Origin of the sequence: Rhizobium sp. NZLR1b (assembly GCF_019685155.1) — a bacterium.
Lineage (GTDB): Bacteria > Pseudomonadota > Alphaproteobacteria > Rhizobiales > Rhizobiaceae > Rhizobium.
In genome coordinates this window covers 56,857-80,660 of sequence record NZ_JABDWC010000017.1, presented here as the reverse complement: position 1 = coordinate 80,660, position 23,804 = coordinate 56,857, and the positions used below count along the sequence as shown (strand labels likewise).

Here is a 23,804-nt window from a genome sequence, read left to right as displayed (position 1 = left end):
ATAAGGTTGTCGAGCCTGCCGCACCCTATCCCGGCCCTTCGCTTTGGGCTCAGGGCGTTCGCCGCTGCAATCGATTCGCTGGATCGATTGCTGCCGCCTCTGGCGGCACCGCGGCTCACCCACCCGCAATCCCCAGCAATTCGGAATCCAGCGCCTTCAGATAATCGCCGGCGATGTCGGCGCTGAAGCCGAGGTCGTGTTGGCCGTAGCGGGAGGCGACGCGGATGTCGACGAAGGTTGTTTCGGCCTCTTCGCGCAGGCGAATGAGGATATCGAAGCGCAGGCCGAGGATCAGTGTGCGATTGGTTGCCTGCAGCGTCACGCCGTTGGCGCCGCGGATCAGCTTGGCGACATCGTCGTCATAGGGGCGCGGCGTCGGCACGGGCACGATATCGGGCGCATCGGCGATGGCAGCATCATCGCTCGGCTCAGGCTTGGCCGGCCGGTCCTCGGGGTCGCGGTCGGGCTCGGTATCGCCGGTGGTCCGGATGATGGTGAAGCCGCGCAGCTTGGCGACCTTGCGCACCGCCTCCAGCACGCGGTCGAGTGCGCCCTCATAACGCCGGCCGGTCAGCTCGGGATAGGCGGTCATCTGCTTTTCACGATCCTCCGGCATCACCGGATTGCGCTTCAGCCAGATCTGGTCGGCTTTCGGCGGCGACAGCCAATCCGGCACCGAGACCGGATCGGTGGAGACGTCGTAGATATCCGGCAAGGTCAGATAATGCTCGGTGGCAAAGGCGCCGAGCGCTAAGGGAAAGGCGGCGTAGATCAGCGCGGCGAGTGCGGCCAGCCCGCCTTCGGCGCCCGTCATCCAGAGGCTGCGCAGCCCGACGACGGCCAGAAGGGCGGCCAGCAGCGCGCCGCCGGCGGCGGCGATCAACAGCAGCACCAGATAGGGGGTGGCGAGGCCGCCGAAACGATGGGCGACCAGCACCGCCAGCGCCAGCACCAGGGAAAACGCCCCGAGCAGCCGCGAAAAGCGGGCGGCGTTGGAAACGGGACGGTCGAAACGGATGGCCATCAAACTTACCGGTTGCTCGTCAGCGCCGCGCCTTCAACCACGCAAATCGCCATATCCCTGTTTAGAGCATGATGCCGAAAAGTGTGAAGCGGTTTTCGGACGACATCATGCTCTATTTCTTTGATTTAGATCCGGATTCAGATTTTAGGCCAGCCCGGCCTAAAATCATCCGGATCTGGGCAAGATTCGGCTGAATTGAAACTGTTGTCTCGGAATATCAGATGGAATTCGCGAGCGAAGACCATGACGAGACCATGATGAAGACCGGGGCGAAGACGGGGCGATTCCATAAGCTCTTGCTGATATGGTAAAAAAGAGCCATTCTGCCGCGGTTTCATCTCCGATTTTAAAGGCAAGGAGCGACGGGATGATTTCAACCGAGATAGCCGCAAGGCCGCAGGCGTCTGCGCTTGGCGGGATCGACCACAGCGAGCCGATGCTGCCGATGGAGCTCGTCGAGCTCGAACTTTCGCTCGAAGGGTATGCCGGCGGCGATGCCGGCTTCTGCGAGGCGGTGCGCCAGGCAGCGCAACGGTCGGGTGGCGAGCTGCTGTTCGACCTGCCGGCCGGGGGTCTTATCGAGGATTGCCGCCGCATCGCGGTGCTGCGCATTCCCGATGACGGCAGTGAGATGCGCGTCGTGCTGGCGCTGCTCGATTATGCCGGCACCGAAATCCGCATGCAGGCGCCCGATGAGCAAACTGCGCATCTGGTGCGTTTCGCCGAAGCCTTTATCGAAGTGCTGGAGCGGATTTAGAGCTTCGGAGCGTGATGCCGAGAGATGGGCTAGCGCCGCTCGGCCGCCGCTTCCGCAACGCTGCGGAAGGGAAACTTGCGGCCGCATTCGCATTTGATGACGAAATTTTCCTGGTGGTTGGATGGACGCTGCACGCCAAAGCCGCGCGGCAGCCGATCGACCTTGAAATCCGGGTGTTTGCGCTTCGGATCGTCAACTTCCGAGGCTTCGGCAAAGCCCTCATTGCCGCATTGCGGGCAGTTCAGTTTTTTCGAAAATCGATCGCGGATGGCCATGCTCGTTCCAGTGTTTGCAAGCCCCTCATACAGAGGAATCTCCGATGGCGAAAGTGGAACCATATGCGGGGGATGCCGTTCCTTTTTTTGAAAAGGAGGCGATCATGCCCAATAGAGACCCGATGCCGATCCCCAGTCCCGACACCCCACGCGGCCCGACGCCGACGCCGGGCATTCCCGACCCCACCCAGCAAAAACCGCCGCTGACGCCGGTGCAGGACCCGTCGGACACGAAGAACCCACAGGACCCGCTCGATCCGGCGCTGCTGCCGATCGGGGATCCGGCTGGGGCGGCGTGAGCGTCATCTTCACGCCCGCTCGCTCCTGTGCGGAGTGTCCCCTACCGAAGGATTTGGGCGCACTGTGACAGGCACTGGAACCTAGTAAACGCTGGGCCAATTGAGCACCCGGTGTAGGGTGTCCCTGTTCTCTGGCGACGAGTTTGACGGAAACGCCAACCACACTCTCCGTCATCCCAGGCCTTGAGCCTGGGATCCATACGGCTGCTGCTGATGGATGCGGCGTGGATGCTCGGCTCAAGGCCGAGCATGACGGAGGGTGGGATAGGCTGGAGAAACCGTTCACATCCACTACACGCCTCACCGCCGCAGCTTGACGCCCGCACCCGAATGGCATTTCCTCAGGGAAAAGCAAGGAATACCCCGATGCGCCTTCCGCTCCTCATCACCGTTGCCACCGTCGCCGCCGCGCTTTCCGCCTGCCAGACGATGACGCCAGAGGAGCGGCGGGCGGCGGATGAAGGGCGGTGCCTGAGCTATGGCTTCCGGCGCGGCACGGATGGTTTTGCCAACTGCCTGCAGCGCATCGATCTCGACCGGCGGGCCGAATCGCGGGCACAAAGTGCCGAGATGATGCAGAGCATGGCCTGGGATCTCAACGGTCCCTATGTCTACCACGATCACTGGCACCATCATCATTGATCCCAGGCGCCCTAAGGGCTGCCGCGGGCACTTGCCGGTATCTGACTATTTCCCCCCGAGGTCTTTCAGACCTCCCGACCGGAGGTCTGAAAGACCTCCTGAGATGACCGCCTGCGCCGCCGCCAGTCTGGCGATCGGCACGCGGAACGGCGAGCAGGAGACATAGTCGAGCCCGATCGTCTCGCAGAAGCGGATCGAGGCCGGGTCGCCGCCATGTTCGCCGCAGATGCCGAGTTTCATGTCGTTGCGGGTGCGCCGGCCGCGTTCGGCGGCGATGCTGATCAATTCGCCGACTCCGTCGAAATCGAGCGAGATGAACGGATCGTGCTCGATGATGCCCTTGCGCTGATAGGTGGGGATGAAGGCGGAGGCGTCGTCGCGCGAGATGCCGAAGGTGGTCTGCGTCAGGTCGTTGGTGCCGAAGGAGAAGAATTCGGCGGCTTCGGCAATCACATGGGCGCGAAGGGCGGCCCGCGGCAGCTCGATCATCGTGCCGACGAGATAATCGATCTTCATGCCGGCCTCGTTCATGACCTTGCCGGCGACCTCATCGATGCGCGCCTTGACGTAATCGAGCTCGGAGCGCAGGCCGACCAGCGGCACCATGATCTCCGGCACGACGGCCGCCCCGGTCTCCTTCGCTGCGGCAACCGCCGCCTCGAAGATGGCGCGGGCCTGCATCTCGACGATTTCGGGATAGGAGATCGCCAGCCGGCAACCGCGATGGCCGAGCATCGGATTGAACTCGTGCAGCGCATCGACGCGCTGGCGAAGCGCTGCCGCCTCCATGCCCATGGCGAAGGCGACTTCGGCCACCTCGTCGTCGGTCTTCGGCAGGAATTCGTGCAGCGGCGGGTCGAGCAGGCGGATCGTCACCGGCAGGCCGTGCATGACGGTGAAGAGGCCGGTGAAATCCAGCCGCTGCATCGGCAGCAGCTTGTCGAGCGCCAGCCGCCTGCCCGTCTCATCGACGGCGAGGATCATCTCGCGCATGGCATGGATGCGCTCGCCCTCGAAGAACATGTGCTCGGTGCGGCAAAGGCCGATGCCTTCGGCGCCGAAGGAACGGGCGGCGCGCGCATCGGCCGGCGTATCGGCATTGGTGCGCACCGTCATGCGGCGGGCGCGGTCGGCCCAGCCCATGATGCGGCCGAAATCGCCCGACAGTTCCGGCTGGATCATCGGCACCTCGCCCTTCAGCACCTGGCCGGCCGAGCCGTCGATGGTGATGATATCGCCCTTCTTCAGGGTGACGCCGATGCCGAGCAGCCGCTCGTTGCGCATGTCGATGCGCATGGTGCCGGCGCCGACGACGCAGGGGATGCCCATGCCGCGGGCAACGACCGCCGCATGGCTGGTCATGCCGCCGCGGGTGGTCAGGATGCCTTCGGCGGCATGCATGCCGTGAATATCCTCCGGGCTGGTCTCGACCCGCAGCAGAATGACCTTGCGGCCTTCGGCCTCGGCCTCGACGGCCTCCTCGGCGGTGAAGACGATGGCGCCGGTGGCAGCGCCCGGCGAAGCCGGAAGCCCGGTGCCGATCACCTGGCGGGTGACACGCGGATCGATCGTCGGATGCAGCAGCTGGTCGAGGCTTGATGGTTCGATGCGCAGCACCGCCTGCTCCTCGGTAATCACCTTCTCGTCGACCATATCGACGGCGATCTTCATTGCCGCCCGGGTCGAGCGCTTGCCGGAGCGGGTCTGCAGCATCCACAGCTTGCCGCGCTCGATGGTGAATTCGATATCCTGCATGTCGCGGTAATGGATCTCGAGTTCGGTGCAAATGCCGCAAAGCTCGCGAAACGCCTCCGGCATCAGCTTTTCCATCGACGGTTTTTCCGAGCCGGAGGAAATCCGGCCCTCCTCGGTGATGCTTTGCGGCGTGCGGATGCCTGCAACGACATCCTCCCCTTGCGCATTGACGAGGAATTCGCCGTACAGCGCCTTCTCGCCGGTCGACGGGTTGCGGGTGAAGGCAACACCGGTGGCGGACGCATTGCCGAGATTGCCGAAGACCATCGCCTGGATGTTGACCGCCGTGCCCCAGGCTCCCGGAATATTGTGAAGCTGGCGGTAGGTGACGGCGCGTGCATTCATCCAGCTGGAAAAGACCGCGCCGACGGCGCCCCAGAGCTGCACCTCAGGATCCTGCGGGAATTCCTGCTCCAGCTCCTCCTCGATCAGCCGCTTGTAGAGAGAAACGATATGCTGCCACTCGGAGGCGCTGAGTTCGGTATCGAATTCGTGACCGAGCTTGGCCTTCTCGTCTTCGAGGATTTCCTCGAAGGCGTCGTTGCCGAGACCCATGACGACATCGGCATACATCTGGATGAAGCGGCGGTAGCTGTCCCAGGCAAACCGCGCGTCGCCGGCATCATGGCCGAGCGCCTGCACGGTCTCGTCGTTGAGGCCGAGATTGAGCACGGTGTCCATCATTCCCGGCATCGAAACACGGGCGCCGGAGCGCACCGAAAGCAGCAGCGGCTGGCTGCCGGCGCCAAAGCGGCGGCCGGTGATTGCCTCGATGCCAGCAATGCCGGCGCGCACCTCGACCTTCACAGCGTTCTCGATATGGCGGCCGTTCTTGTAATAGGTGTTGCAGGCATCGCCGACGATCGTCAGCCCCGGCGGAACGGGAAGCCCCAGGGCGCACATTTCCGCGAGATTGGCGCCCTTGCCGCCGAGAATCTCGTGATCGCGCGCCCGGCCCTCAGCCTGCCCGTCGCCGAACGTATAGACCCACTTGGTCATCTTCCCCCCAACACCAAACCGGGATTAGCTTAATCCGTTGGTGTTGAAATGAAAATCGACAAATGCGGCGAAATGTTGCGCTGCACAATAAATCTTCGGCACGGCCGCGGTCGAAACGATTGAAAGCCGGTGGGAACAAGAAAAAGGTACAAAAAAAGCTTTGCGGGACTGCAACAATGTCCCGCAAAGCCTTGTTTCCGTCCGGCCAGGAAAACCGGACGGGGGGTCCCACAACCCAGGAACGGTTCAGCTTTTTGAAAAAGGAACCGCTCTGACCATCATCTTACGCAACTCCGGGGAAAACAGATCTGTCCTTCCCTGGAATTACTCTAACGGCTTCCGGTTCTTGCCCTCGCCCGGAAAACCGCACGCAAATTCGACAATGCGCAACGCTTGATTGCCAGCTTTTCAGCTGGGTAATTAGGTTGCGTCGAAACAACTTCTAATGCAAGTCAGCGAAAAGAGCATCACCCAAATGGGGTACAGGCGGCAAGAGAGCCGACCTTTTTTGGTGTTTATTCCCAGTTTTCTGATTTCACGCAATTTCTGGGCGCAAAACCGCGTCACGGCTTTGCTGAAATTGCGCTGATCCAGGCTGGAATTGCTCAGGCGATCTCGCGCAGGCGCTCGGCGGTCTGCAGGTCGACGGAGACGAGGGTGGAGACGCCCTGCTCGGCCATGGTGACGCCGAAGAGGCGGTTCATGCGGGCCATGGTGATCGGATTGTGGGTGATGATGACGAAGCGGGTTTCGGTCGACGCCGCCATTTCATCCATCAGGTTGCAGTAGCGCTCGACATTGTGGTCGTCGAGCGGCGCGTCGACTTCGTCGAGCACGCAGATCGGCGCCGGATTGGTGAGGAAGACGGCAAAGATCAGCGCCATCGCCGTCAGCGCCTGTTCGCCGCCTGAGAGCAGCGTCATGGTCTGCGGCTTCTTGCCCGGCGGCCGGGCCAGGATTTCGAGGCCGGCTTCCAGCGGGTCGTCGGATTCGATCAGCTGCAGCTCGGCGGTGCCGCCGCCGAAAAGATGGGTGAACAGCCGCTTGAACTGGGCATTGACGATGTCGAAGGCGGCGATCAGCCGTTCGCGGCCCTCGCGGTTGAGGCTCTGGATGGCGCCGCGCAGCTTGCGGATCGCGTCGATGACGTCGTCGCGTTCCCTGATCAGCGCTTCGAGCTTGTCACTCAGCTCCTTCTGTTCCTCGTCGGCGCGCAGGTTGACGGCGCCGAGCCGCTCGCGCTCGATCCTGAGGCGCTCCAGCTCGCGCTCGACCTCGCGCGGGTCGGGAAGCGCCTGCATGGCCGGACGCCCGGTCAGCTGCAGCGCTTCGTGCGGGGCGACATTCAGGACCTCGCGGATGCGGCTTTCGCCTTCCTGGCGCTTCTCGCGGGCGGAAACCAGGCGCTCCTCGGCGCGGCCGCGGCGTTCACGGCATTCGGCAAGTTCCGACAGTGCGGTGGTCGCCTTGTGGTCGGCCTCGCGCTGGATGCGTTCGGCCTCGGCCAGAAGATCGCCGGCGTTGCGGCGCGCCTCCTCGGCCTTCTGCAATTCGCTCATCAAAGCGCGGCGCTTGTCGTCGAATTCGTCCGGCGCCAATTCGAGCTCGGCTGCCTCTTCGCGCGCCTCTTCCTCGCGTTCGCGCAGCGTGGCGACGTGCTCTTCAGCACTTGCCGCCCGCTGGCGCCAGGTCTCGCGCTCCTGGCCGATCGCCAGGATGCGGCGCTGGCGGGCTTCATTTTCCCGGGCAAGGCTTTCGTCGCGAGCGCGGCTTTCGGCCAGCGCGCCGCGATCGGTCGCCACCTCCGCCTGCTGGAACCGCAGCCGCTCGTCGATCGCGGTGAGATCGGGCGCGTCCTCCAGCTCGATGCGGGCATTCTCTTCCTGGATGGCGACCTCCTCCATCTGCGCGCCCAGCTGGCTGACCGCCTCGCTGACGACATCGCGGCGGCGGATCAGATCGCCAGAGGCCCGCTCGGCGGCTCCAAGCGCATCGCGCGCCTCGGCGAGATGACGGGAGGACAGCCGGCTCATGTCGCGGACCTCGGCAAGCCGTCGTTCTTCGCCGCGGATCGCATCAGCGGCGGCGGCCTGCCGCTCCTCGGCTTCGGCAAGCACGTCGCGGGCAAGGGCCGCCTCGCCTTCGAGTTCGGCCAGGCGGTTCTTCTGGGCAAGCCGCAGGGCTGCAGCGCTCGGGGCGTCGGCACCGGTGACGTGGCCGTCCCAGCGGTAGACGGCGCCGTCTTTCGTCACCAGCCGCTGGCCGGGCTGCAGCGCCGCCATCAGGCGCTCGGCATCCCCCGCCCCGACCAGGCCGATCTGGCGCAGGCGGCGGGTGAGTGCGGCGGGCGCGCTGATATGGGCAAGCAGCGGCGTGACGCCGGTTGGCAGTGCCGGGTCGCCGGCGCCATCACCATTGTCAGACCAATGAGCCGGGGCCTCGGCAGCGAGCGGCGATTCCAGATCGTCGCCGAGGGCAGCACCCAGTGCTGTTTCGAAGCCGCGATCGACCTTCAGCTCATCGGCAACCGGCGGAAATTTGCCGGCAGCGGCACCAGCGGCAAGCATGCGGGAAATGGTGCGGGCTTCGGTTTCCAGCGCATTGAGGCTCGAGCGGGCCTGTTCGACCGGTGCGCGCGCCAGCGCCTCGGTCTGGCGGGCGGCGGCAAGCGCCTGCTCGACGAGCTGGACGGCGGCTTCGGCGTCGGCGAGCGCGATTTCACCGGCCTCGACGATGGCGCGTTTTTCATCCGGGTCAGGCAGGCCGGCGATCTTGTCGCCGATGGTTGCGAGTTCGTGGTTGGCCTCATTCATCTGGCGTTCGAGGCGCATCCTGCGGTCAGCGAGATCGCGGATGGCGCGCTCCAGCTGGTTGCGGCCGGCAGCGGCCTCGGCGCGCTCGGCGGTCAGCTGGGTGAAGATGCGTTCGCTGTCGGCAAGTTTTGCCGCCGCTCCCTCGAAGGCCTCGCGGGTTTCCTCGGCATAACGGCCGGAATCGGCCAGCACTTCGGAAATCTCGGCCTCTTCGGCATCGAGCCTTGCCAGGATACCGGCATTGTCGGCGACCAGCCGCTCCTCGCGGCGGATATCCTCGCCAAGCTGGGCGAGACGGCGTGTCAGCTCGTCGCGGCGGCGCAGAATGCGGCCGACATCCTCCTCCAGCTGGCTTCGGGCGATCTGCAACCGCTGCAGAGCGGCGGCGGCGCGCGCCTCACCCTCGCGCAGTTCCGGTAGCTTCAAGCTGGCGATGGCCTGGTTCTTCGCCGCCTCCATCTGGGCTTGCGCCTTTTCGGCGACGACTGATGTCGCCTGGTTCAGCGCGCTGTCCGCCTCGGCCTCAGCTTCCTTGGCCTGCACCCAGCGAATATGCAAGAGCATCGCCTCGCGGGCGCGGATATCGGCAGACAGCGTCTTGAAGCGGTTTGCCTGGCGGGCCTGCCGCTTCAGGCTCTCGATCTGGCTTTCGAGCTGCGAGGTGACGTCGTCGAGACGCTCGAGATTGCCCTCGGCGGCCCGCAGCCGCAATTCGGCCTCGTGGCGGCGGGAATGCAGGCCCGAGATGCCGGCCGCCTCTTCCAGCAGCTGGCGGCGGGCCTGCGGCTTTGCCTGGATCAGCTCGCCGATCCGCCCCTGCCCGACCATCGAGGGCGAACGGGCGCCGGTGGAGGCGTCGGCAAACAGCAGTTGCACGTCCTTGGCGCGGCTTTCCTTGCCGTTGATGCGGTAGAGCGAACCCTGTTCACGCTCGATGCGGCGGGTGACCTGGATCTCGTCGCTGTCGTTGAAGGCGGCAGGCGCGGTGCGCGTTGCATTGTCGAGATAGAGCGCCACTTCGGCGGTGTTGCGGGCCGGGCGGTTTCCCGAGCCCGAAAAGATCACGTCGTCCATGCCGGAGGCGCGCATGTTCTTGTAGGAATTCTCGCCCATCACCCAGCGCAGCGCCTCGACGAGGTTCGATTTGCCGCAGCCGTTCGGGCCGACGACGCCGGTCAGCCCCCGCTCGATGATGAATTCCGTCGGCTCGACGAAGGATTTGAAGCCGACCAGGCGCAGCTTGTTGAACTTCATGCAGAAGCTCCGCGGCGCGGGGTGGGCAAGGAGCCGCACCGCAGCCACAAAAAAACGGGCGCACGGCTTTCACCGTCGCCCGTTATCGTCAAACGGATCGGTTCAGAGCAGGCTGTCGATGAGCCCCGACAAGGTTTCAACCGGCATGTCTCCAGAGTAGCGCTTGCCATTGATGAGGAAAGTCGGCGTGGCATTGACGCCGAAATCCTTGGAACCTCTTTCCCGCACGGCGTTCACTTCATCCAGAAGCTTCTGGTTCGTCAAGCATTTCGTGAAGCTATCCTCAGTAAATCCGGCGAGCTTCGACATCTGCAGCAGTGCGCTGCGGCCGTCATCGGCGGCGGCCCAGACCTGCTGCTGCTTGAACAGCATCGAAACCATCGGGAAATATTGCTCCGGCGTGCTCAGCTGCTCCGGATTGGCGGGGCTGCAGCGGGCGAGCATGAAGGCGGCGGCGGCACGCGGGTCGAAGGGGAATTCGCGGATGATGAACTGCACCTTGCCGGCATCGACATACTTCTGCTTGATCGCATCGAAGGTGGTGTTGTGGAAATGGGCGCAATGCGGGCAGGTCATCGACATATATTCGACGATCTTGACCGGGGCGTCAGCCTTGCCGAGCGCCATCTCAGGCAGCGGGCCGGGCTTCAGCACTGCGGCCATGTCGACATCGCCATCGGATTGCGGCGTTTCGGCCGGCGATGTCGCCGCCGTCTGGATGGTGTCGACATTGGTGCCGTCGGCCAGGGTCTTGCCGGAGGACGAAGCATCGGCAGCGTCCTTGCTGTCGTTGCAGGCGACAAGCGCTGCGGCAGCTGCGGCGATGGCGATCCCACCCAGGAGGCGGCGTTTCGTCAGTTGCATTTCAGACATCTGCATGGGTTCCCCATAAGCAATGAGAGTGACGGCGTGACTGTGCGATATAACGGCTAGCGGCCGCTCACAAGCCACGGTTCACCAACTTCCTTCAAAGAATTGTGACCGTGATGGGACCGCGAGCCAAAATTGCGATCGATGCGTATGCGGATTCATCGATAGACATCGCGGCGGTTGCCAATCCGCACATGCCCAAGCTTTCAAAGCTTATTGCTCGGCGGCTCGGTGAAACTCAATTCTCCATGCCATGACGCGCCACCAGCTCGGCCAGCGGCACGCTATCGCTGTCACCCCGACGGAACTCTTCGAGGCGCTTTTCGGCGAGATAGATATCCTCGAGATCGTTAAGATGTTCGATGATGGCTTGACGTGCATAGAAGCTTTTGCTGCGGCCCGTGCGCTTGGCGAGATCCTCAAGGCGCGCTTCGATATCAGGCGGCAACCGCAAGGCCAGCATGATCTTTCTCCTGTCTGCTATGCAAGTATGGCATCCGAGGCGCTCGATCGCCAGTGGTCCCTCGGATACGCATGCGTATTTCCGAGGGGCTCTAAGTAATGGGAGCAGAGTGCTTGTGCATGGATGCTCGGGTCAAGCCCGAGCACGACGGAGGGCGGGGTAGGCTTCTGCGAATACAGCGACGGTGCGGAGATAGGCGCTATTGGCGCGCGTCCAGCCTCTCGCGGTCCTCCATCTCCGTCATCCCAGGCCTTGAGCCTGGGATCCATGGCCCCACTGAGGACGAAAACGCGCTAGCGCCCACTCCCCCGCTTGCCCATCACCGCGGTCCCTAAGCGCTGGATCGCCTGGCGCAGTTTGTCGCCCTCTATGCCTTCCATCATGCCTTCGAGCTTGCGGGCGGCTTCGCCCTTCAGCGGCGGCGGGGTGCGGGAGCGGCGGGCGGGGTTTGAGACCGGCTTCTGGACGATGCGGATCTGGTGGACGGCGGCAAAGCCGAAGAAGCTGTTGATGCGCTGGATGAGTTCGCCCTGGGCATGGGTGAGAAAAAGCGCGCGCGCGCCTTCGCAGGCAATCGTCAGCACACCGGGGCGGAAGCCGCCGACCTCATTGCCGCCGCGGGCCCAGGCGATCTTTTCCGGGCGGGTGCAATCGGCAAAATCCTCGCCGGCGATTTCGCTCCATGAGCCAAGCAGGGCCGTGTTGATACCGGCGCGGCGCGCCAGGACGGGATCGATCAGCCCGTTCGCCAGCTCGGAAATCTGCTTTGCACCTTTGCGTGGATAACTCATCGAAACCCTTGGATGCCCCTGCCAATCGCACAGGCAATTCGCATCACCGGCTTGATCGCGCGGCATTGCTTCGCCAAGTATAGGCACTTCCCCCGATCCCGGCAAATCATGACGCTCACGAAACCCGACACTCCCTCCGCACAGCCCCTGCTCGACTGGTACGACCGCCACCACCGCGACCTGCCCTGGCGTATCTCGCCCGGCATGGCGGCCGGCGGCGTCAAACCCGATCCCTATCGCGTCTGGCTTTCCGAGGTGATGCTGCAACAGACGACGGTGCAGGCGGTCAAATCCTATTTCTCCAGGTTTCTCGAACGCTGGCCTGCGGTGACCGATCTTGCCGCGGCCGAAAGCGACGCGGTGATGGCCGCCTGGGCGGGGCTTGGCTATTACGCGCGGGCCCGCAACCTGAAGAAATGCGCCGAAGCAGTGGCGAAAGAGCATGGCGGCGTCTTTCCCGATACCGAAGAAGGGCTCAAATCCCTGCCCGGGATCGGCGACTATACGGCAGCGGCCGTCGCGGCCATTGCCTTCAACCGGCAGGCGGCTGTGATGGACGGCAATGTCGAGCGGGTGATCTCCAGGCTCTATGCGATCGACACGCCGCTTCCGGCGGGAAAGCCACTGATGAAGCAGAAGGTGGCGGCGCTGACGCCGGCTCTGCGGCCAGGCGATTTTGCCCAGGCGATGATGGATCTCGGGGCGACGATCTGCACGCCGAAACGGCCGGCCTGTTCGCTCTGTCCGTTCCGCGGCGCCTGCGAGGCGCTGAAACTTTCCGATCCCGAGCTCTTTCCGGTTAAGGCGGCAAAGAAGGAAAAGCCGGTGCGGCAGGGCGCGGCCTTCATCGCGGTGACTGACGATGGCGAGATCCTGCTGCGGCGGCGCATCGACAGCGGCCTGCTCGGCGGCATGACCGAGGTGCCGACAACGGCCTGGACGGCGCGCCTCGACGGCGAAACCTCGGCCTCAGCCGCGCCCTTCGAGGCGGCCTGGCAGGCATGCGGCACCGTCATCCATGTCTTCACCCATTTCGAGCTCCGGCTGTCGATCTGGCGGGCGGCGATCGCCGGCAAGCCAAAAACGAATGTCAGCCCGAATGACGAATGGTGGGAGCCGGTTACAAATCTTGAAGCGCAGGCCTTACCCACAATCATGAAAAAAGCGATCGCGGCGGCTATTCCTCTCGCGTTCAAAACATCCAAGGGATGACCATGACCACCGAGATAAAGCATATTGTTTTCGATATCGGCAAAGTCCTTATTCATTACGATCCGCATCTTGCCTTCAGCCGGCTCATTCCCGATGAGACCGAGCGCAACTGGTTCTTCGCCAATATCTGCACTCATGACTGGAACATCGAGCAGGACCGCGGCCGCACATGGGCGGAGGCCGAAGCGCTGCTGATTAAAGAGCACCCTGCCCGCGAAGAGCATATCCGCGCCTTCCGCAAATATTGGCACGAGATGGTGCCGCACGCCTATGAGGACAGCGTCGCGATCATGGAGGGGCTGATCGCCGAAGGGCGCGACGTGACGATGCTGACCAACTTCGCCTCCGACACGTTTCGCGAGGCGCAGGCGCGTTTCCCCTTCCTCACCCTGCCACGCGGCGTCACCGTTTCCGGCGATGTCGGCCTGATCAAGCCGGATCTCGCGATCTACGAGAGCCATACGAAGAGCTTCGGCCTCGATCCCAAGGCAACGATTTTCATCGACGACGCGCCGGTCAATGTCGAAGGCGCCAAGGCCTTCGGCTGGAATGCGGTGCTGTTTTCGGGTGCCGTGAAACTGCGCAGCGATCTCGCCGCGTACGGATTGAAGGTCTGACCCCATGGCTTTCCACCCGGCAGAGGAAATCGACCGCTTTCACGCCGCCATCAACGCGCTGGATTTCCCGGCGATCGAGGCCTATTTCGCCGAGGACGCCACCTATGTCTCAAACGGCGTCGGCAGCCTTGCCGGCCGGGCTGAGATCATGGCGGCCTTCCGGAAATATTTCGAAGACTATCCCGATCAGACGGCGGAAAATTCGCTGGTGGAGACACTGACACCGCTGTCCGGCCGGGCGGTCTGGTCGCTTCGCGCCACCCACAGCCAGACGGGCAAGCGGCTGATCCGCGAGGGCGAGGAGACGATCACCTTCAATGGCGACGGGCGCATCACCCGGGTCGACGTCACCGATTACCAGGATTTCTGATTGCCGCATTCCCTAGCTCAAATAGAAGACGCCCGGGGCTCAAACCCCGGGCGCCTTGGCCTTCTTCCGCAACTGGAGGAAACCGGAAGAAGGTATTTCGATCCGTCGAAGGTGCTGCTCACTTCACCTTGGCCAGATCACTGCGGATGGCGGACCTGAGATCGTCGATCGGGCGCAGGGACTGCCCGTCTTCGAAATGCCAGAAGGTCCATCCGTTGCATGCATCGAGACCCTGCACCTTGGCGCCGAGACGATGAATGGAGCCGGCCTCGCCGCCTGAAGCCACGGTGCCGTCGGCGCGGACGATGGCGCTGTAGCGGCGCTTCGCGTCGGTCAGCACCTGGCCGGGCTTGATCAGGCCGCTTTCGACCAGCACGTTGAAGGCGACGCGGACTTCGGCCTTCTTGCCGGTCATGACGGTCAGTTCCGCCTTGCCGAGCGGCTCGACGGCGGCGATGCGGGCCGAGGCCGCATCGATATAATCCTGTTCGCGCTCGATGCCGACGAAGTGGCGGCCGAGGCGCTTGGCGACGGCGCCTGTTGTGCCCGAGCCGAAAAAGGGATCGAGGACGATATCGCCTGGTTTGGTCGAGGCCATGATGACACGGGCAAGCAGCGCTTCCGGCTTCTGCGTCGGATGCACCTTCTTGCCGTCCTCGCCCTTCAGCCGCTCGCCGCCGTTGCAGATCGGAAAGAGCCAGTCGGAGCGCATCTGCACGTCGTCATTGGCGGCCTTCATCGCATCGTAGTTGAAGGTATAACCCTTGGCCTTGGCGCTGGGGCTTGCCCAGATCATCGTCTCATGGGCGTTCTGGAAGCGGCGGCCCTTGAAATTCGGCATCGGGTTGGTCTTGCGCCAGATGATGTCGTTGAGGATCCAGAAATTCAGATCCTGCAGCGTGGCGCCGACGCGGAAGATATTGTGATAGGAGCCGATCACCCAGATCGAGCCAGTCGGCTTCAGCACGCGGCGGCAGGCGAGCAGCCAGGCGCGGGTGAAGGCGTCATAGGCCTCGAACGAAGCGAACTGGTCCCATTCGTCGTCGACGGCATCGACCAGCGACTGGTCGGGACGGTGCAGCGTTCCGCCGAGCTGGAGATTATACGGCGGGTCGGCAAAGATGATATCGACGGAGTGGCTGGGCAAAGCTTCAAGGGCGCTGACGCAATCGCCCTTGATGATCGTGTCGACCCAAGAGCCCGGCCGGGAATCCGACTTGACGGAAGCCTTGAGGTCGGCAAGCGGAAATACTGATGCCATTCTGATACTCACTCATACGCTCTACGCTTAACTGTCCGTTATGGTTACCCAACTTAGTTACCAAAGCCTGAAGCCGTGGGCGATTTCGGGAATTTATTCGGGAGGCGGTCGAGCGAGCGAGTGGGAATGGTAGGCCGCTAGGCGACTGAGCCGGTTCCTCGCTCACTGAGTCGAGCGAGCAACGCTAAAGCTCATCCACTCTACAAGCCAGTCAGCGCAATCGCGGACGGTCGAAGTACTCGATTCCACCTTCGCACGGAACGTCTCCGATCTCCCCAGATCGAGCAGCGCTTTCCAGGAATTGCCGCATCTTTTCAGCTTTCGGCAACAGGCGGCGCGTTAGTCGCTCAAGGCACGCGCTGGATTGCGAAAAAACACATCGGTCGGGACGATTATGGCCCTCCCAATCCGGCAAGCTCAATCCAAAGAACCGCGCTATCACATAGCGCATGGAGCCTGCCCTGTGAGACTTATCCATGGCCTCCAACGATATGCTCCGCAAATTAAGATCTAGCCCTTGCTTGTTCTTGATTGCCAAGGCCGCAAGGTACACCGATATCTCTCTTGAGGAATATCCTTGTATATTTGGGTGAGCTCCATATTCTGCATAATAAGACAGATCTACATATGACCATTTTTGTGGGTCAGAGCGAGTATCCCACATTCTCAACCAATATGCCGAGCACTCTTTTTGCTTCGAAGTTGCAGCACCGGCTGAGATGCTCAAAATGCAGAGCGCCACAATCAAAACTTTGCTTCGATGCCGTTCAACAGCACCGTACGACAGAAAAACGGAAGAAACTGGCCAGTTCCGTTTTTTTCGTGCTAGCTGGCTTTCCCGAAACACGATGCAAATCTCCTATCAAAAGGCTCCCCGCAGCCTGTCAAAAGCCATCGATAGATGAAATAAATTCGTTGTCACGCGTATAGTTCGAACGGGTTACGCCAGTTGCAGTTTTCACAGCGCCGGTCTGGCGATCGCGCGGGATGCGCTCGCTCTCGACCTCACGCCGCATCGTGCACACTCCGGCTATCGGCCGGGGCCTCGTCGCGTTCGAACATGCCGTAATCGCGCACGACACTGGCGATACGCAGGCGATAATCGGCGAAGATGCCGCCGCGGCCGGCCTGCTGGGCGGCGCGATGAGCCTCGCGGTTGCGCCATTCCTTCACCGCCGCCTCGTCGCGAAAGAAGGAGAGCGACAGCAGCTTGCCGCGGGTCGTCAGGCTCTCGAAACGCTCGATCGAGATGAAGCCGTCGATCGCTTCGAGTTCGCCGCGCAACTCGCCGGCGAGATCCAGATATTTGTGGCGTTCGCCCATATAGGGCACGACTTCGAAGATGACGGCGATCATGGCAGCACCAGCTTGGCGTGAGGGGCGGAGACGTTTTTCAGAAAGATGCGATCCTCCTTGCGGATGAAACCTTCGCGTCTGGCGAATTCGTAATTGTCGCGGCCGAGCGGGTCGGCCGCCAGCCGGGCGCGATAGGCTTCGTAGGCGGCGAGGCTTTCGATGTTGTAGACGCCGTAGGCCGTTGTCGCCGATCCCTCGTGCGGGGCGAAATAACCGATCAGGTCGGCGCCATTCCTGGGGATTGTCTGGCCCCAGTTGCGGGCATATTCGGCAAAGGCCTCCTTCTTGAACGGGTCGATCTGGTAGCGAATGAAACAGGTGATCATTGGTTTTCTCCTTTACTCTCCACCTGTTTTTCGCACATTGCCTGACGACGATGCTTCGGTTACGATCGAACTATGAAGGAAGGTCCTGACATTGCGCAGATCGGCGCGCTCATCGGCGATCCCGCCCGCGCCAACATGCTGGCCGCACTCACCGGCGGCCGGGCGCTGACGGCGACCGAGCTTGCCGGCGTCGGCGGCATCACCGTGCAGACGGCGAGCACACATCTGGCCAAGCTCGAAGCCGGCGGGTTGCTTACCCAGCGCAAGCAGGGGCGTCACCGTTATTTCACCCTGGCCGACGAGGCCGTCGCCCGGCTGATCGAAAGCATGATGGGCTTTGCCGCCGGGCGCGGGCATCTGCGCCACCAGCCGGGACCGAAGGAGCCGGCGCTGCGCAAGGCGCGCATCTGCTACGATCATCTGGCCGGCGATTACGGCGTGCGCATGCTCGACAGCCTGATTGCCTCAGGTTCGATCGACGCGGTCGGGGACGGCCTGGCGCTGACCGAAAAGGGCGAAAGCGATCTCAAATGCATCGGCATCGATGTCGGCGACCTGAAATCGTCGCGCCGGCCGCTCTGCCGCTCCTGCCTCGACTGGAGCGAAAGACGCGCCCATCTTGCCGGCAGCCTCGGCAAGGCGCTGCTGTCAAACTTCCTCGACAAGAGCTGGGCGCGACGCACGGCTGAAAGCCGCTCGATCCTCTTTACCCCGGAAGGCGACCGGCAGTTTCTGATGCTGTTCCCGATCGATGCATAGGTTTGCTGCGATCTGCAAAAAATTTCAACCGCCGTTCCGGCTAGCCGGAAAGCCGCCGTCGCCAGACAACTCCACTGGGTTGGTTGATGAGAACGACGTGAGAAACGACTTGCTCCCAGTGTTGTTGCGGACCTGCCGGTATGGACGTGGTGTCGGTGGATTCAGCCAAGATCGACGTTTATGGCGAAGTCCCAGGTGCCGGCGCCGTTTTTGGCCAGGCCGATCATCATCAGGCCGAGCGCCTCAAGCGTCTGGGCCATGTGCAGGCCGCCGACGTCGAACGGACGCAGCCCGAGACTTTCGAGGAAGGTCGAAACGCGCGCCTTCGCCTCCGCATCGTCGGCTGCGATGAACGCGTCGAGGCGTCCACCCCTGGCAAGTACGTGACCGAAGATCGTGTTGAACGCCTTGACGATGTGCGCGCCGGCGGGAAGGCCCTTGGCGGTCTCCTGCGCGCCAGAACTGTCGTGAGGGGTGACGAGGCCCGAGAGGTCAGGGGCAACCGGGTTGGCGATGTCGATGATCACCTTGCCGTCGAGCGCGTCCCCAAAGTCGGCCACCACCGAAGCCGCATTCTGGTATGGCACGGCGAGGATGACGATGTCGCCCGCCGGCGCTGTCCCGTACGCCCCTGTGGTCGCTCCGGCTGCGAGTTGGTCGGCGAGCGCCCGCGCCTTGGCGGGGTCTCGGCTGACAACCTCGACAGTGTGTCCGACCTTGGCTGTACGGCCAGCGATCGCTGCGGCCATGGTTCCTGAGCCGATGATGCTGATAATGCTCATGTGCAGTCTCCTAAAGAGTTGAGTTATGCTCGTCGTGTCCAAGCTGGTCAGCCGGCGGGGAAATAATGGCCGTTGTCCAGGTCCTTGAGCAGGCCGGGCTGAGTGGGTTCCCAGCCGAGGGCCCGGCGGGTGATGGCATTGGACGCGGCGACGTCCAGCTTCACCAGATTCGCGAGGAACCCGAAAAAGCCTGGCAGCATCAGCTCATCCGCGGGAATCGGCACGGCCGGCAGGTTCAAGCGGCTGCCGATGGCTTCGGCGATCTCGCGGAACGCAATAGCCTCATCGGCAACCGCATGCCAATTCCTCCCGGCGGGGCTCTTCTCCAGCGCCAGACGGAACACGGCGGCGAGGTCGCGGGCGTGCACGGCCGACCAATTGTTCTTGCCGTCGCCGGGATAGCCGACAACGCCCTTCTCCTTCGCAAGCCCGATCAGTATCGGGAGGAAACCGGCATTGTCGCTCGTGCTGTGCATGATCGTCGGAATCCGTACGACCGAAGAGCGCACGCCTTGCTCGGCGAGACCGAGCACGGTCGTTTCGACAATGTTGCGAACTCGCAAGGTGCCCTTGAACTTCTCGCCGCCAGAGAGGGTGGCGTCCTCCTCGGTGGCTGGGCGGCCGAGATGTTCCCAACCCGGCGAGCCAATGCTCCCCGACGTGACCAGCGGCTTTCCGGTCCCCTTCAGAGCCTCACCGTATGCGAGCATGATCTTTTGCTCCGCGGCAGCCACCGCGTCGAGGCCACCGGTGGGAAGCAGGTCTTGCCGGTGCGCGACGTGGATGACGCCGTCGAAGTCTGCGGCCGCCGCTTTTAACCCATCGAGATCATCGAGGTCGCCGCGACGCACCTTGGCGCCAAGCGCGGACACCGCTTCCGCAGACTTGTCCGACCGGGCAAGCGCAGTGACCTCGTGACCGGCTGCGATAAGGTCGGAAATGATATACGGACCGGAATGGCCGGTCCCACCAGTGACGAAAACGTGCATGTAAATGCTCCTTGTGGAGTGAGGTGATGTGAGAAGTGGTGCTGCCAGTGGGCTCAGGCGGGAAGGCGGACACCGATTGAAAAGTTGCCGTGTTTGAAGGAGCGGGTCATGAGGCCCAGCGACAGCAGGCAGGCGTGCTCCAGCGTCCGCGCCATAAGCAGCTCCCCGGTATCCATGGGGCGCAGTCCGAGGCTCTCGATGAACGCCGACACGCGTGCCTTCGCCTGTGCGTCGTCGCCGGCGAGGAGCACGTCCAACGGGCGGTCCTCGACTGGACCGGCAGCCAGGACATGCGAGAACAGGGTGTTGAACGCCTTGACGACTACCGCATCGGCAGGGGCGGCCTTGGTGATTTCCCGTGCGCCGAAACTGTCCTCAGGGGTCACGAAGCTCGTGTAGTCGGAGGCAACGGGGTTGGTGATGTCGACGAGGAGCTTGCCTGCCAGCCCTTCGCCGTACTGCTTCACCACGTCGAGTACGGCGGCGTAGGGAACCGCAAGGATAACGATGTCTCCAGCCGGGGCAGCGCCAAACGTCCCTGTCGTCGCGCCGGCTCCGATCTGCGCGGCCAGCGCCCGCGCCTTCGCGGCGTCGCGACTCGTCACCTCGACGCTGTGTCCGGCCTTGGCAGCAAGCCCGCCGATCGCTGCAGCCATGCTGCCTGATCCGATGATACTGATCGTGCTCATGTTCGTGTTCCTCGGGCGTTCGCCATCATTTCGTGTCGGGCAGCGGCTCTGTTGCGATTTTCACAGATCCACTCTATCTGATGGATCACTGATCCAGGTGCCATAATTGGATCAGTGATCCATATATACGGATCACCGATCCGATTATCAAGGCAAGACATGCGAGCCGACGCTCAAAAGAATTACAGCCATCTCCTCTCGGTCGCGCGTGACGTCGTCACCGAGCATGGCGTCGATGCGTCGATGCGAGATATTGCCCGCCGGGCCGGCGTCGGGTTGGCGACGCTGCTTCGTCATTTCCCGACGCGAGAAGCCTTGTTCGAAGCCTTGTTGCGTACGAACCTGGACGCCCTGACACAGAGGGCAGGTGAACTCGAAACGTCTGACGCCGCTGACGAAGCGCTCTTGTCCTGGTTCCGCGAATGGGTAGCATTCGCCGAAAGCCATCAGGGCGTTGTCGCCCTGATGGCGGCCGCCCACACGAACCCGGACTCCGCTCTTTATGCTTCATGCGCAGCTGTGCACTCAGCGAGCGCGCGACTGCTGCTCCGTGCCCAGACCGAAGGTACGGCGCGCGCTGATATGAATGGGGACGACCTGTTCGGCCTGATGTCGGCGCTCGGCTGGCTCGTCGACTTACCCTCATTCGCGCCAAGGGCAGATCATCTCGTTCACATCATCGCGAGCGCCATCCTGACAAACCCGGCGAGCAACGGTATCAGGAAGGCGACTTGTTAAATCGCCGCCTATAGACCGCATCGAAGGCCAACTCCCCGCAATCGGCGGCAAGGACTAGCCTGCCGTCGATGCCCATCGTATCTCTCCGTTTTCCTTACGTGGAATTGTGTCCGAGCCAGGCGGACACGTTGTGACCCACGAGGCAGGATCGCATCAAAATTTGCGATCCTGATTGGTCAGTCGAACTTGACCAGGTCCTTAAAGATCAGTTGACCCCAGCTCTTTCCGCGCGCCTGCACGAGCAGTCCACCTTCCGAAAGCCCGCCAAGTTTGATCGGCGCAAAACCGAGACTTTCCGCAAGCGCACCAATCTCCATTGCGGCGTCGTCATCGTCGCTCGCCAGGAACACAACTCTCCTGCCACCATGTACGGCCGGATCTTGGTCAAGGACGGCAGCGGCCAAATGGTTGAAGCCCTTGACCAGTCGTCCACCAGTGAAGGCCTGCGCGACGAACTTGGAAGAAGGCTGTCCTCCCAGTTCCTCAGGAGGCACGCCGTAGGCATTTGTTAGATCGACGATCGTCTTCCCCTGCCAGGTGGGGAGTGCCTTTGCGACATCCGGGTGCGACTCGAAACGGACAGCCAAAAAGATGATGTCCGCCTTGACCGCTTCCGCCAGTTTTGTGGGAATGATGGTGGGTCCGATCGCGGCCGCAGCGGAAGCAAAGCTTTCCGGGTCGCGCGTGGCTGCAACGGATACTTCGATACCTCTACGGGCAAACGCCTTGGCCAGAGCCTGGCCGACATTGCCGAAGCCGATAATTGCGTAGCTCATATATATTCTCCTTGGGTTATCACGCGCCTCCGGCGCTCCGAACGATCGAATGGAGCGCCCGGCCGGGCGTAGTGCGTCAGAGTTGTGCTAGGCCGCCGTCGACGGCAACTTCGCTGGCGGTCATGAAGCTGCTGTCCGATGACGCGAGAAAGGCGGCCACCGCTCCGATCTCCGCCGGATCGGCCATACGCTGGAGCGGCGTCATCGAGGCGAAAACCTTCTGGCCCTCCTCGCCTAACGCTTCCTTTGCGAGTTCGGTCGCCGTCGCCCCGGGCGACAGCACGTTGACCCGGATGCCGGTGCCTTTCAGGTCCTCCGCCCAGGTCCGTGCCAGGTTGCGCACCGCCGCCTTGCTCGCGCTGTAGGCTGTCATCCCCGCGGCGCCCGTGGTGCCGGCGCTCGATCCGGTCAGGATGATCGAACCGCCCTCGCCCATCAGCGGCAGCGCCTTCTGGACCGTGAAGATCGTACCCTTCACATTGGTGTCGAAGGTTTCCTCAATGTGCTCGGCGGTGATCTTGCCAAGCGCAAGCTGGCTTCCCGCCCCGGCATTGGCGAAGACGATGTCGAGGGTCCCGCGCTCAGCCTTCACCGCTGCGTAAAGTCGGTCGAGGTCAGCCGTATCGGAAACCGAACCCATCACCGCGCGGGCATTAGGCCCGAGGTTTGCCACAGCGGCGTCGAGCGCTTCCTGACGGCGGCCGAAGATGAAGACGAACGCGCCTTCCTCGATGAAGCGCTTTGCGGCGGCGAGGCCGATGCCGGTAGCGCCTCCGGTGATGACGGCGGTCTTTCCATTCAGTCTAGTCATGTTGTGCATCCTTTGTTGGAACTGGTCGGAAGCCGGAGAAATGCTTGAGGGGGCAGCGCACCGACCCGCCTTGTACGCCATGCAGGTAGGATGCTGAGAGCAGCGCTGTCAGTGTAGAAAGATGCACAAGCGTGGTGCATAATTACACCGACTGCTTTATATGAATGACGCTAATTGCACCGCCTCACGACATCAGCATTACGAGTTGGCCAGGAACACCATGACGATCGATTGGGACGACATTCGATATTTTCTCGCTGTGGCACGACACGGTTCTGTCCGCGCCGCCGCCGACCACCTCGAAGTCAATCACACGACGGTGCTAAGGCGCATCGCCCAGCTTGAAGCCCGGCTCCGCTCGCAGATGTTCGAAAAACTGCCGGCGGGCTATCGCCTCACTGAAGCTGGCAAACAGGTGCAAGAGTTTGCGGAACAGATGGAGGCTTCTTCTCATCTGTTGGTGAGCCGCGTGTCCGGCCGTGATCAAGGCGTGCGTGGTCCCCTGCGAGTCACAATGGCGCCCACGCTAGCGACACATTTGTTAATGCCTGACTTTGCCGCTTTTATGCGACAGCACCCCGAAATCGAAATGGAGATCCAGTCCTCTTTAGAAAATGTGAACCTGACAAATCGCGAAGCCGACGTGGCCTTGAGAGTCGTTTTTGACCGCAATTCGCTGCCACAGAACCTTCACGGCGTGAAAGGCCCAGACCTCTCCGTAGGTGTCTATATGTCTCGCGACCTGCTCGCGGCTTGGACGGCCGGCAATTCGGGCCACATCAGGTGGATAACGAAAAACGTAGAGGGCGTGCCCGAGTGGGCCTATGGCGATGCCGTCGAAATTACCGGAGCCCCGTTCCGAGTTCCAGAAGATGCAGCGCATCTCGAAGCGTTGCGCCTTGGCCTAGGGATTTCGGCGCTTCCCAGCTTCGTTGGAGATGCTGAGCCGCTGCTCGTCAGAGTTCCTGGCACAGGTCTCGGTCCCCATGGAACGCTCTGGGTGCTGACACAGGGCGAGACGCGAAAGACCAAGCGTGTCCGCTTGTTCACGGAGTACATATCAGAGAGACTGCGTGCTCATGCGGGTGTTCTTGCAGGTGACAAGTCTCGGTAAAATCTATCGTCCACATTCCATAAGCAGCGACGAATCTCGACCACTTTGCCCAATGTTTGAGG

At 62.6% G+C, this 23,804-nt stretch carries 25 protein-coding genes; 9 read left to right on the top strand and 16 right to left on the bottom strand.

Annotated elements, in window-relative coordinates; all coding sequences use genetic code 11:
* Positions 1-115 precede the first annotated feature (115 nt).
* On the bottom strand, positions 116-1,024 hold the full coding sequence (locus HJB84_RS22355; RefSeq protein WP_221116931.1) for a DUF1499 domain-containing protein: 909 nt from the start codon (positions 1,022-1,024) through the stop codon (positions 116-118).
* Positions 1,025-1,391: 367 nt separating this feature from the next.
* On the opposite strand from HJB84_RS22355, the gene HJB84_RS22350 reads away from it, so the two are divergent.
* Positions 1,392-1,781, top strand: a complete 390-nt coding sequence (locus HJB84_RS22350) for a hypothetical protein (RefSeq protein WP_207583270.1) — start codon at positions 1,392-1,394, stop codon at positions 1,779-1,781.
* A 29-nt stretch (positions 1,782-1,810) separates the two neighbouring features.
* On the opposite strand, the gene HJB84_RS22345 is transcribed toward HJB84_RS22350, so the two are convergent.
* Positions 1,811-2,056 carry a hypothetical protein gene (locus tag HJB84_RS22345; protein WP_207583269.1) on the bottom strand — a complete coding sequence of 82 codons (246 nt, stop codon included), beginning with the start codon at positions 2,054-2,056 and terminating at the stop codon, positions 1,811-1,813.
* Positions 2,057-2,160: 104 nt separating this feature from the next.
* On the opposite strand from HJB84_RS22345, the gene HJB84_RS22340 reads away from it, so the two are divergent.
* Together HJB84_RS22340 and HJB84_RS22335 are read left to right on the top strand one after the other, a co-directional pair.
* The gene (locus HJB84_RS22340; RefSeq protein WP_221116930.1) at positions 2,161-2,355 is read left to right on the top strand and encodes a hypothetical protein; all 195 of its coding nucleotides are present in this window, start codon (positions 2,161-2,163) and stop codon (positions 2,353-2,355) included.
* Between the two features lie 366 nt (positions 2,356-2,721).
* The gene (locus HJB84_RS22335; protein ID WP_221116929.1) at positions 2,722-2,997 is read left to right on the top strand and encodes a hypothetical protein; all 276 of its coding nucleotides are present in this window, start codon (positions 2,722-2,724) and stop codon (positions 2,995-2,997) included.
* 45 nt (positions 2,998-3,042) lie between these two features.
* Here the strand turns inward: HJB84_RS22335 and ppdK are convergent, their stop codons facing one another.
* The 5 genes from ppdK to HJB84_RS22310 form a co-directional block, all read right to left on the bottom strand.
* Entirely contained in the window at positions 3,043-5,751 is a 2,709-nt protein-coding gene (gene ppdK / locus HJB84_RS22330) for a pyruvate, phosphate dikinase (protein WP_221116928.1), read from the bottom strand.
* Between the two features lie 605 nt (positions 5,752-6,356).
* Entirely contained in the window at positions 6,357-9,818 is a 3,462-nt protein-coding gene (locus tag HJB84_RS22325) for a chromosome segregation SMC family protein (protein WP_221116927.1), read from the bottom strand.
* Between the two features lie 102 nt (positions 9,819-9,920).
* Complete coding sequence (locus HJB84_RS22320; RefSeq protein ID WP_405049050.1) at positions 9,921-10,691, bottom strand: DsbA family protein; 771 nt, start codon at positions 10,689-10,691, stop codon at positions 9,921-9,923.
* 235 nt (positions 10,692-10,926) lie between these two features.
* On the bottom strand, positions 10,927-11,151 hold the full coding sequence (locus HJB84_RS22315; RefSeq protein WP_221116926.1) for a TraY domain-containing protein: 225 nt from the start codon (positions 11,149-11,151) through the stop codon (positions 10,927-10,929).
* Between the two features lie 293 nt (positions 11,152-11,444).
* Positions 11,445-11,942, bottom strand: a complete 498-nt coding sequence (locus HJB84_RS22310) for a DUF721 domain-containing protein (protein WP_221116925.1) — start codon at positions 11,940-11,942, stop codon at positions 11,445-11,447.
* Between the two features lie 108 nt (positions 11,943-12,050).
* Here HJB84_RS22310 and mutY point away from each other — a divergent pair, with 108 nt between their 5' ends.
* From mutY to HJB84_RS22295, 3 genes are read left to right on the top strand one after another with little or no spacing between them, the layout of a single operon-like run.
* On the top strand, positions 12,051-13,154 hold the full coding sequence (gene mutY / locus HJB84_RS22305) for an A/G-specific adenine glycosylase (protein WP_221116924.1): 1,104 nt from the start codon (positions 12,051-12,053) through the stop codon (positions 13,152-13,154).
* Between the two features lie 2 nt (positions 13,155-13,156).
* Positions 13,157-13,771, top strand: a complete 615-nt coding sequence (locus HJB84_RS22300) for an HAD family phosphatase (RefSeq protein WP_221116923.1) — start codon at positions 13,157-13,159, stop codon at positions 13,769-13,771.
* 4 nt (positions 13,772-13,775) lie between these two features.
* Entirely contained in the window at positions 13,776-14,141 is a 366-nt protein-coding gene (locus HJB84_RS22295) for a nuclear transport factor 2 family protein (RefSeq protein ID WP_221116922.1), read from the top strand.
* A gap of 118 nt (positions 14,142-14,259) precedes the next feature.
* On the opposite strand, the gene HJB84_RS22290 is transcribed toward HJB84_RS22295, so the two are convergent.
* From HJB84_RS22290 to HJB84_RS22280, 4 genes are all read right to left on the bottom strand, one after another.
* Positions 14,260-15,402 (bottom strand): site-specific DNA-methyltransferase, encoded by a 1,143-nt coding sequence (locus HJB84_RS22290; RefSeq protein WP_221116921.1) that lies wholly within the window; start codon positions 15,400-15,402, stop codon positions 14,260-14,262.
* 884 nt (positions 15,403-16,286) lie between these two features.
* Positions 16,287-16,418, bottom strand: coding sequence for a hypothetical protein (locus HJB84_RS33660; protein ID WP_259671149.1), 132 nt, complete (start codon positions 16,416-16,418; stop codon positions 16,287-16,289).
* Positions 16,408-16,758, bottom strand: a complete 351-nt coding sequence (locus HJB84_RS22285) for an antibiotic biosynthesis monooxygenase (protein ID WP_221116920.1) — start codon at positions 16,756-16,758, stop codon at positions 16,408-16,410. The genes HJB84_RS33660 and HJB84_RS22285 overlap by 11 nt, the downstream gene beginning before the upstream one ends.
* The gene (locus tag HJB84_RS22280) at positions 16,755-17,084 is read right to left on the bottom strand and encodes an NIPSNAP family protein (RefSeq protein ID WP_221116919.1); all 330 of its coding nucleotides are present in this window, start codon (positions 17,082-17,084) and stop codon (positions 16,755-16,757) included. The genes HJB84_RS22285 and HJB84_RS22280 overlap by 4 nt, the downstream gene beginning before the upstream one ends.
* A 72-nt stretch (positions 17,085-17,156) precedes the next feature.
* Between HJB84_RS22280 and HJB84_RS22275 the strand changes: the two genes are divergently transcribed.
* On the top strand, positions 17,157-17,843 hold the full coding sequence (locus HJB84_RS22275) for a helix-turn-helix transcriptional regulator (RefSeq protein ID WP_221116918.1): 687 nt from the start codon (positions 17,157-17,159) through the stop codon (positions 17,841-17,843).
* Positions 17,844-18,004: 161 nt separating this feature from the next.
* Here HJB84_RS22275 and HJB84_RS22270 read toward each other — a convergent pair whose 3' ends face one another.
* The 3 genes from HJB84_RS22270 to HJB84_RS22260 are packed head-to-tail and all read right to left on the bottom strand — an operon-like array spanning position 18,005 to position 20,303.
* Entirely contained in the window at positions 18,005-18,667 is a 663-nt protein-coding gene (locus HJB84_RS22270) for an NADPH-dependent F420 reductase (protein ID WP_259671148.1), read from the bottom strand.
* 5 nt (positions 18,668-18,672) lie between these two features.
* Positions 18,673-19,614, bottom strand: a complete 942-nt coding sequence (locus tag HJB84_RS22265; RefSeq protein ID WP_221116916.1) for an SDR family oxidoreductase — start codon at positions 19,612-19,614, stop codon at positions 18,673-18,675.
* A 53-nt stretch (positions 19,615-19,667) separates the two neighbouring features.
* On the bottom strand, positions 19,668-20,303 hold the full coding sequence (locus HJB84_RS22260) for an NADPH-dependent F420 reductase (RefSeq protein ID WP_221116915.1): 636 nt from the start codon (positions 20,301-20,303) through the stop codon (positions 19,668-19,670).
* A gap of 159 nt (positions 20,304-20,462) precedes the next feature.
* Here HJB84_RS22260 and HJB84_RS22255 point away from each other — a divergent pair, with 159 nt between their 5' ends.
* Positions 20,463-21,041, top strand: a complete 579-nt coding sequence (locus tag HJB84_RS22255) for a TetR/AcrR family transcriptional regulator (protein WP_221116914.1) — start codon at positions 20,463-20,465, stop codon at positions 21,039-21,041.
* Positions 21,042-21,217: 176 nt separating this feature from the next.
* Here the strand turns inward: HJB84_RS22255 and HJB84_RS22250 are convergent, their stop codons facing one another.
* The gene (locus HJB84_RS22250) at positions 21,218-21,817 is read right to left on the bottom strand and encodes an NADPH-dependent F420 reductase (RefSeq protein ID WP_221116913.1); all 600 of its coding nucleotides are present in this window, start codon (positions 21,815-21,817) and stop codon (positions 21,218-21,220) included.
* 76 nt (positions 21,818-21,893) lie between these two features.
* On the bottom strand, positions 21,894-22,628 hold the full coding sequence (locus HJB84_RS22245) for an SDR family NAD(P)-dependent oxidoreductase (RefSeq protein ID WP_221116912.1): 735 nt from the start codon (positions 22,626-22,628) through the stop codon (positions 21,894-21,896).
* Positions 22,629-22,848: 220 nt separating this feature from the next.
* Here HJB84_RS22245 and HJB84_RS22240 point away from each other — a divergent pair, with 220 nt between their 5' ends.
* The gene (locus HJB84_RS22240) at positions 22,849-23,742 is read left to right on the top strand and encodes a LysR family transcriptional regulator (RefSeq protein WP_221116911.1); all 894 of its coding nucleotides are present in this window, start codon (positions 22,849-22,851) and stop codon (positions 23,740-23,742) included.
* Positions 23,743-23,804: the final 62 nt, after the last annotated feature.

Bases quoted from the DNA above. Each gene is read 5' to 3' on its own strand.
- HJB84_RS22275 (WP_221116918.1), top strand. From the start codon at position 17,157: ATGAAGGAAGGTCCTGACATTGCGCAGATCGGCGCGCTCATCGGCGAT.
- HJB84_RS22290 (WP_221116921.1), bottom strand. From the start codon at position 15,402: ATGGCATCAGTATTTCCGCTTGCCGACCTCAAGGCTTCCGTCAAGTCG.
- HJB84_RS22335 (WP_221116929.1), top strand. From the start codon at position 2,722: ATGCGCCTTCCGCTCCTCATCACCGTTGCCACCGTCGCCGCCGCGCTT.
- HJB84_RS22265 (WP_221116916.1), bottom strand. From the start codon at position 19,614: ATGCACGTTTTCGTCACTGGTGGGACCGGCCATTCCGGTCCGTATATC.
- HJB84_RS22355 (WP_221116931.1), bottom strand. From the start codon at position 1,024: ATGGCCATCCGTTTCGACCGTCCCGTTTCCAACGCCGCCCGCTTTTCG.
- HJB84_RS22255 (WP_221116914.1), top strand. From the start codon at position 20,463: ATGCGAGCCGACGCTCAAAAGAATTACAGCCATCTCCTCTCGGTCGCG.
- ppdK (WP_221116928.1), bottom strand. From the start codon at position 5,751: ATGACCAAGTGGGTCTATACGTTCGGCGACGGGCAGGCTGAGGGCCGG.
- HJB84_RS22295 (WP_221116922.1), top strand. From the start codon at position 13,776: ATGGCTTTCCACCCGGCAGAGGAAATCGACCGCTTTCACGCCGCCATC.
- HJB84_RS22345 (WP_207583269.1), bottom strand. From the start codon at position 2,056: ATGGCCATCCGCGATCGATTTTCGAAAAAACTGAACTGCCCGCAATGC.
- HJB84_RS22320 (WP_405049050.1), bottom strand. From the start codon at position 10,691: ATGTCTGAAATGCAACTGACGAAACGCCGCCTCCTGGGTGGGATCGCC.
- HJB84_RS22245 (WP_221116912.1), bottom strand. From the start codon at position 22,628: ATGACTAGACTGAATGGAAAGACCGCCGTCATCACCGGAGGCGCTACC.
- HJB84_RS33660 (WP_259671149.1), bottom strand. From the start codon at position 16,418: ATGCGGCGTGAGGTCGAGAGCGAGCGCATCCCGCGCGATCGCCAGACC.
- HJB84_RS22285 (WP_221116920.1), bottom strand. From the start codon at position 16,758: ATGATCGCCGTCATCTTCGAAGTCGTGCCCTATATGGGCGAACGCCAC.
- HJB84_RS22310 (WP_221116925.1), bottom strand. From the start codon at position 11,942: ATGAGTTATCCACGCAAAGGTGCAAAGCAGATTTCCGAGCTGGCGAAC.
- HJB84_RS22260 (WP_221116915.1), bottom strand. From the start codon at position 20,303: ATGAGCACGATCAGTATCATCGGATCAGGCAGCATGGCTGCAGCGATC.
- mutY (WP_221116924.1), top strand. From the start codon at position 12,051: ATGACGCTCACGAAACCCGACACTCCCTCCGCACAGCCCCTGCTCGAC.
- HJB84_RS22350 (WP_207583270.1), top strand. From the start codon at position 1,392: ATGATTTCAACCGAGATAGCCGCAAGGCCGCAGGCGTCTGCGCTTGGC.
- HJB84_RS22300 (WP_221116923.1), top strand. From the start codon at position 13,157: ATGACCACCGAGATAAAGCATATTGTTTTCGATATCGGCAAAGTCCTT.
- HJB84_RS22325 (WP_221116927.1), bottom strand. From the start codon at position 9,818: ATGAAGTTCAACAAGCTGCGCCTGGTCGGCTTCAAATCCTTCGTCGAG.
- HJB84_RS22340 (WP_221116930.1), top strand. From the start codon at position 2,161: ATGCCCAATAGAGACCCGATGCCGATCCCCAGTCCCGACACCCCACGC.
- HJB84_RS22315 (WP_221116926.1), bottom strand. From the start codon at position 11,151: ATGCTGGCCTTGCGGTTGCCGCCTGATATCGAAGCGCGCCTTGAGGAT.
- HJB84_RS22250 (WP_221116913.1), bottom strand. From the start codon at position 21,817: ATGAGCTACGCAATTATCGGCTTCGGCAATGTCGGCCAGGCTCTGGCC.
- HJB84_RS22280 (WP_221116919.1), bottom strand. From the start codon at position 17,084: ATGATCACCTGTTTCATTCGCTACCAGATCGACCCGTTCAAGAAGGAG.
- HJB84_RS22240 (WP_221116911.1), top strand. From the start codon at position 22,849: ATGACGATCGATTGGGACGACATTCGATATTTTCTCGCTGTGGCACGA.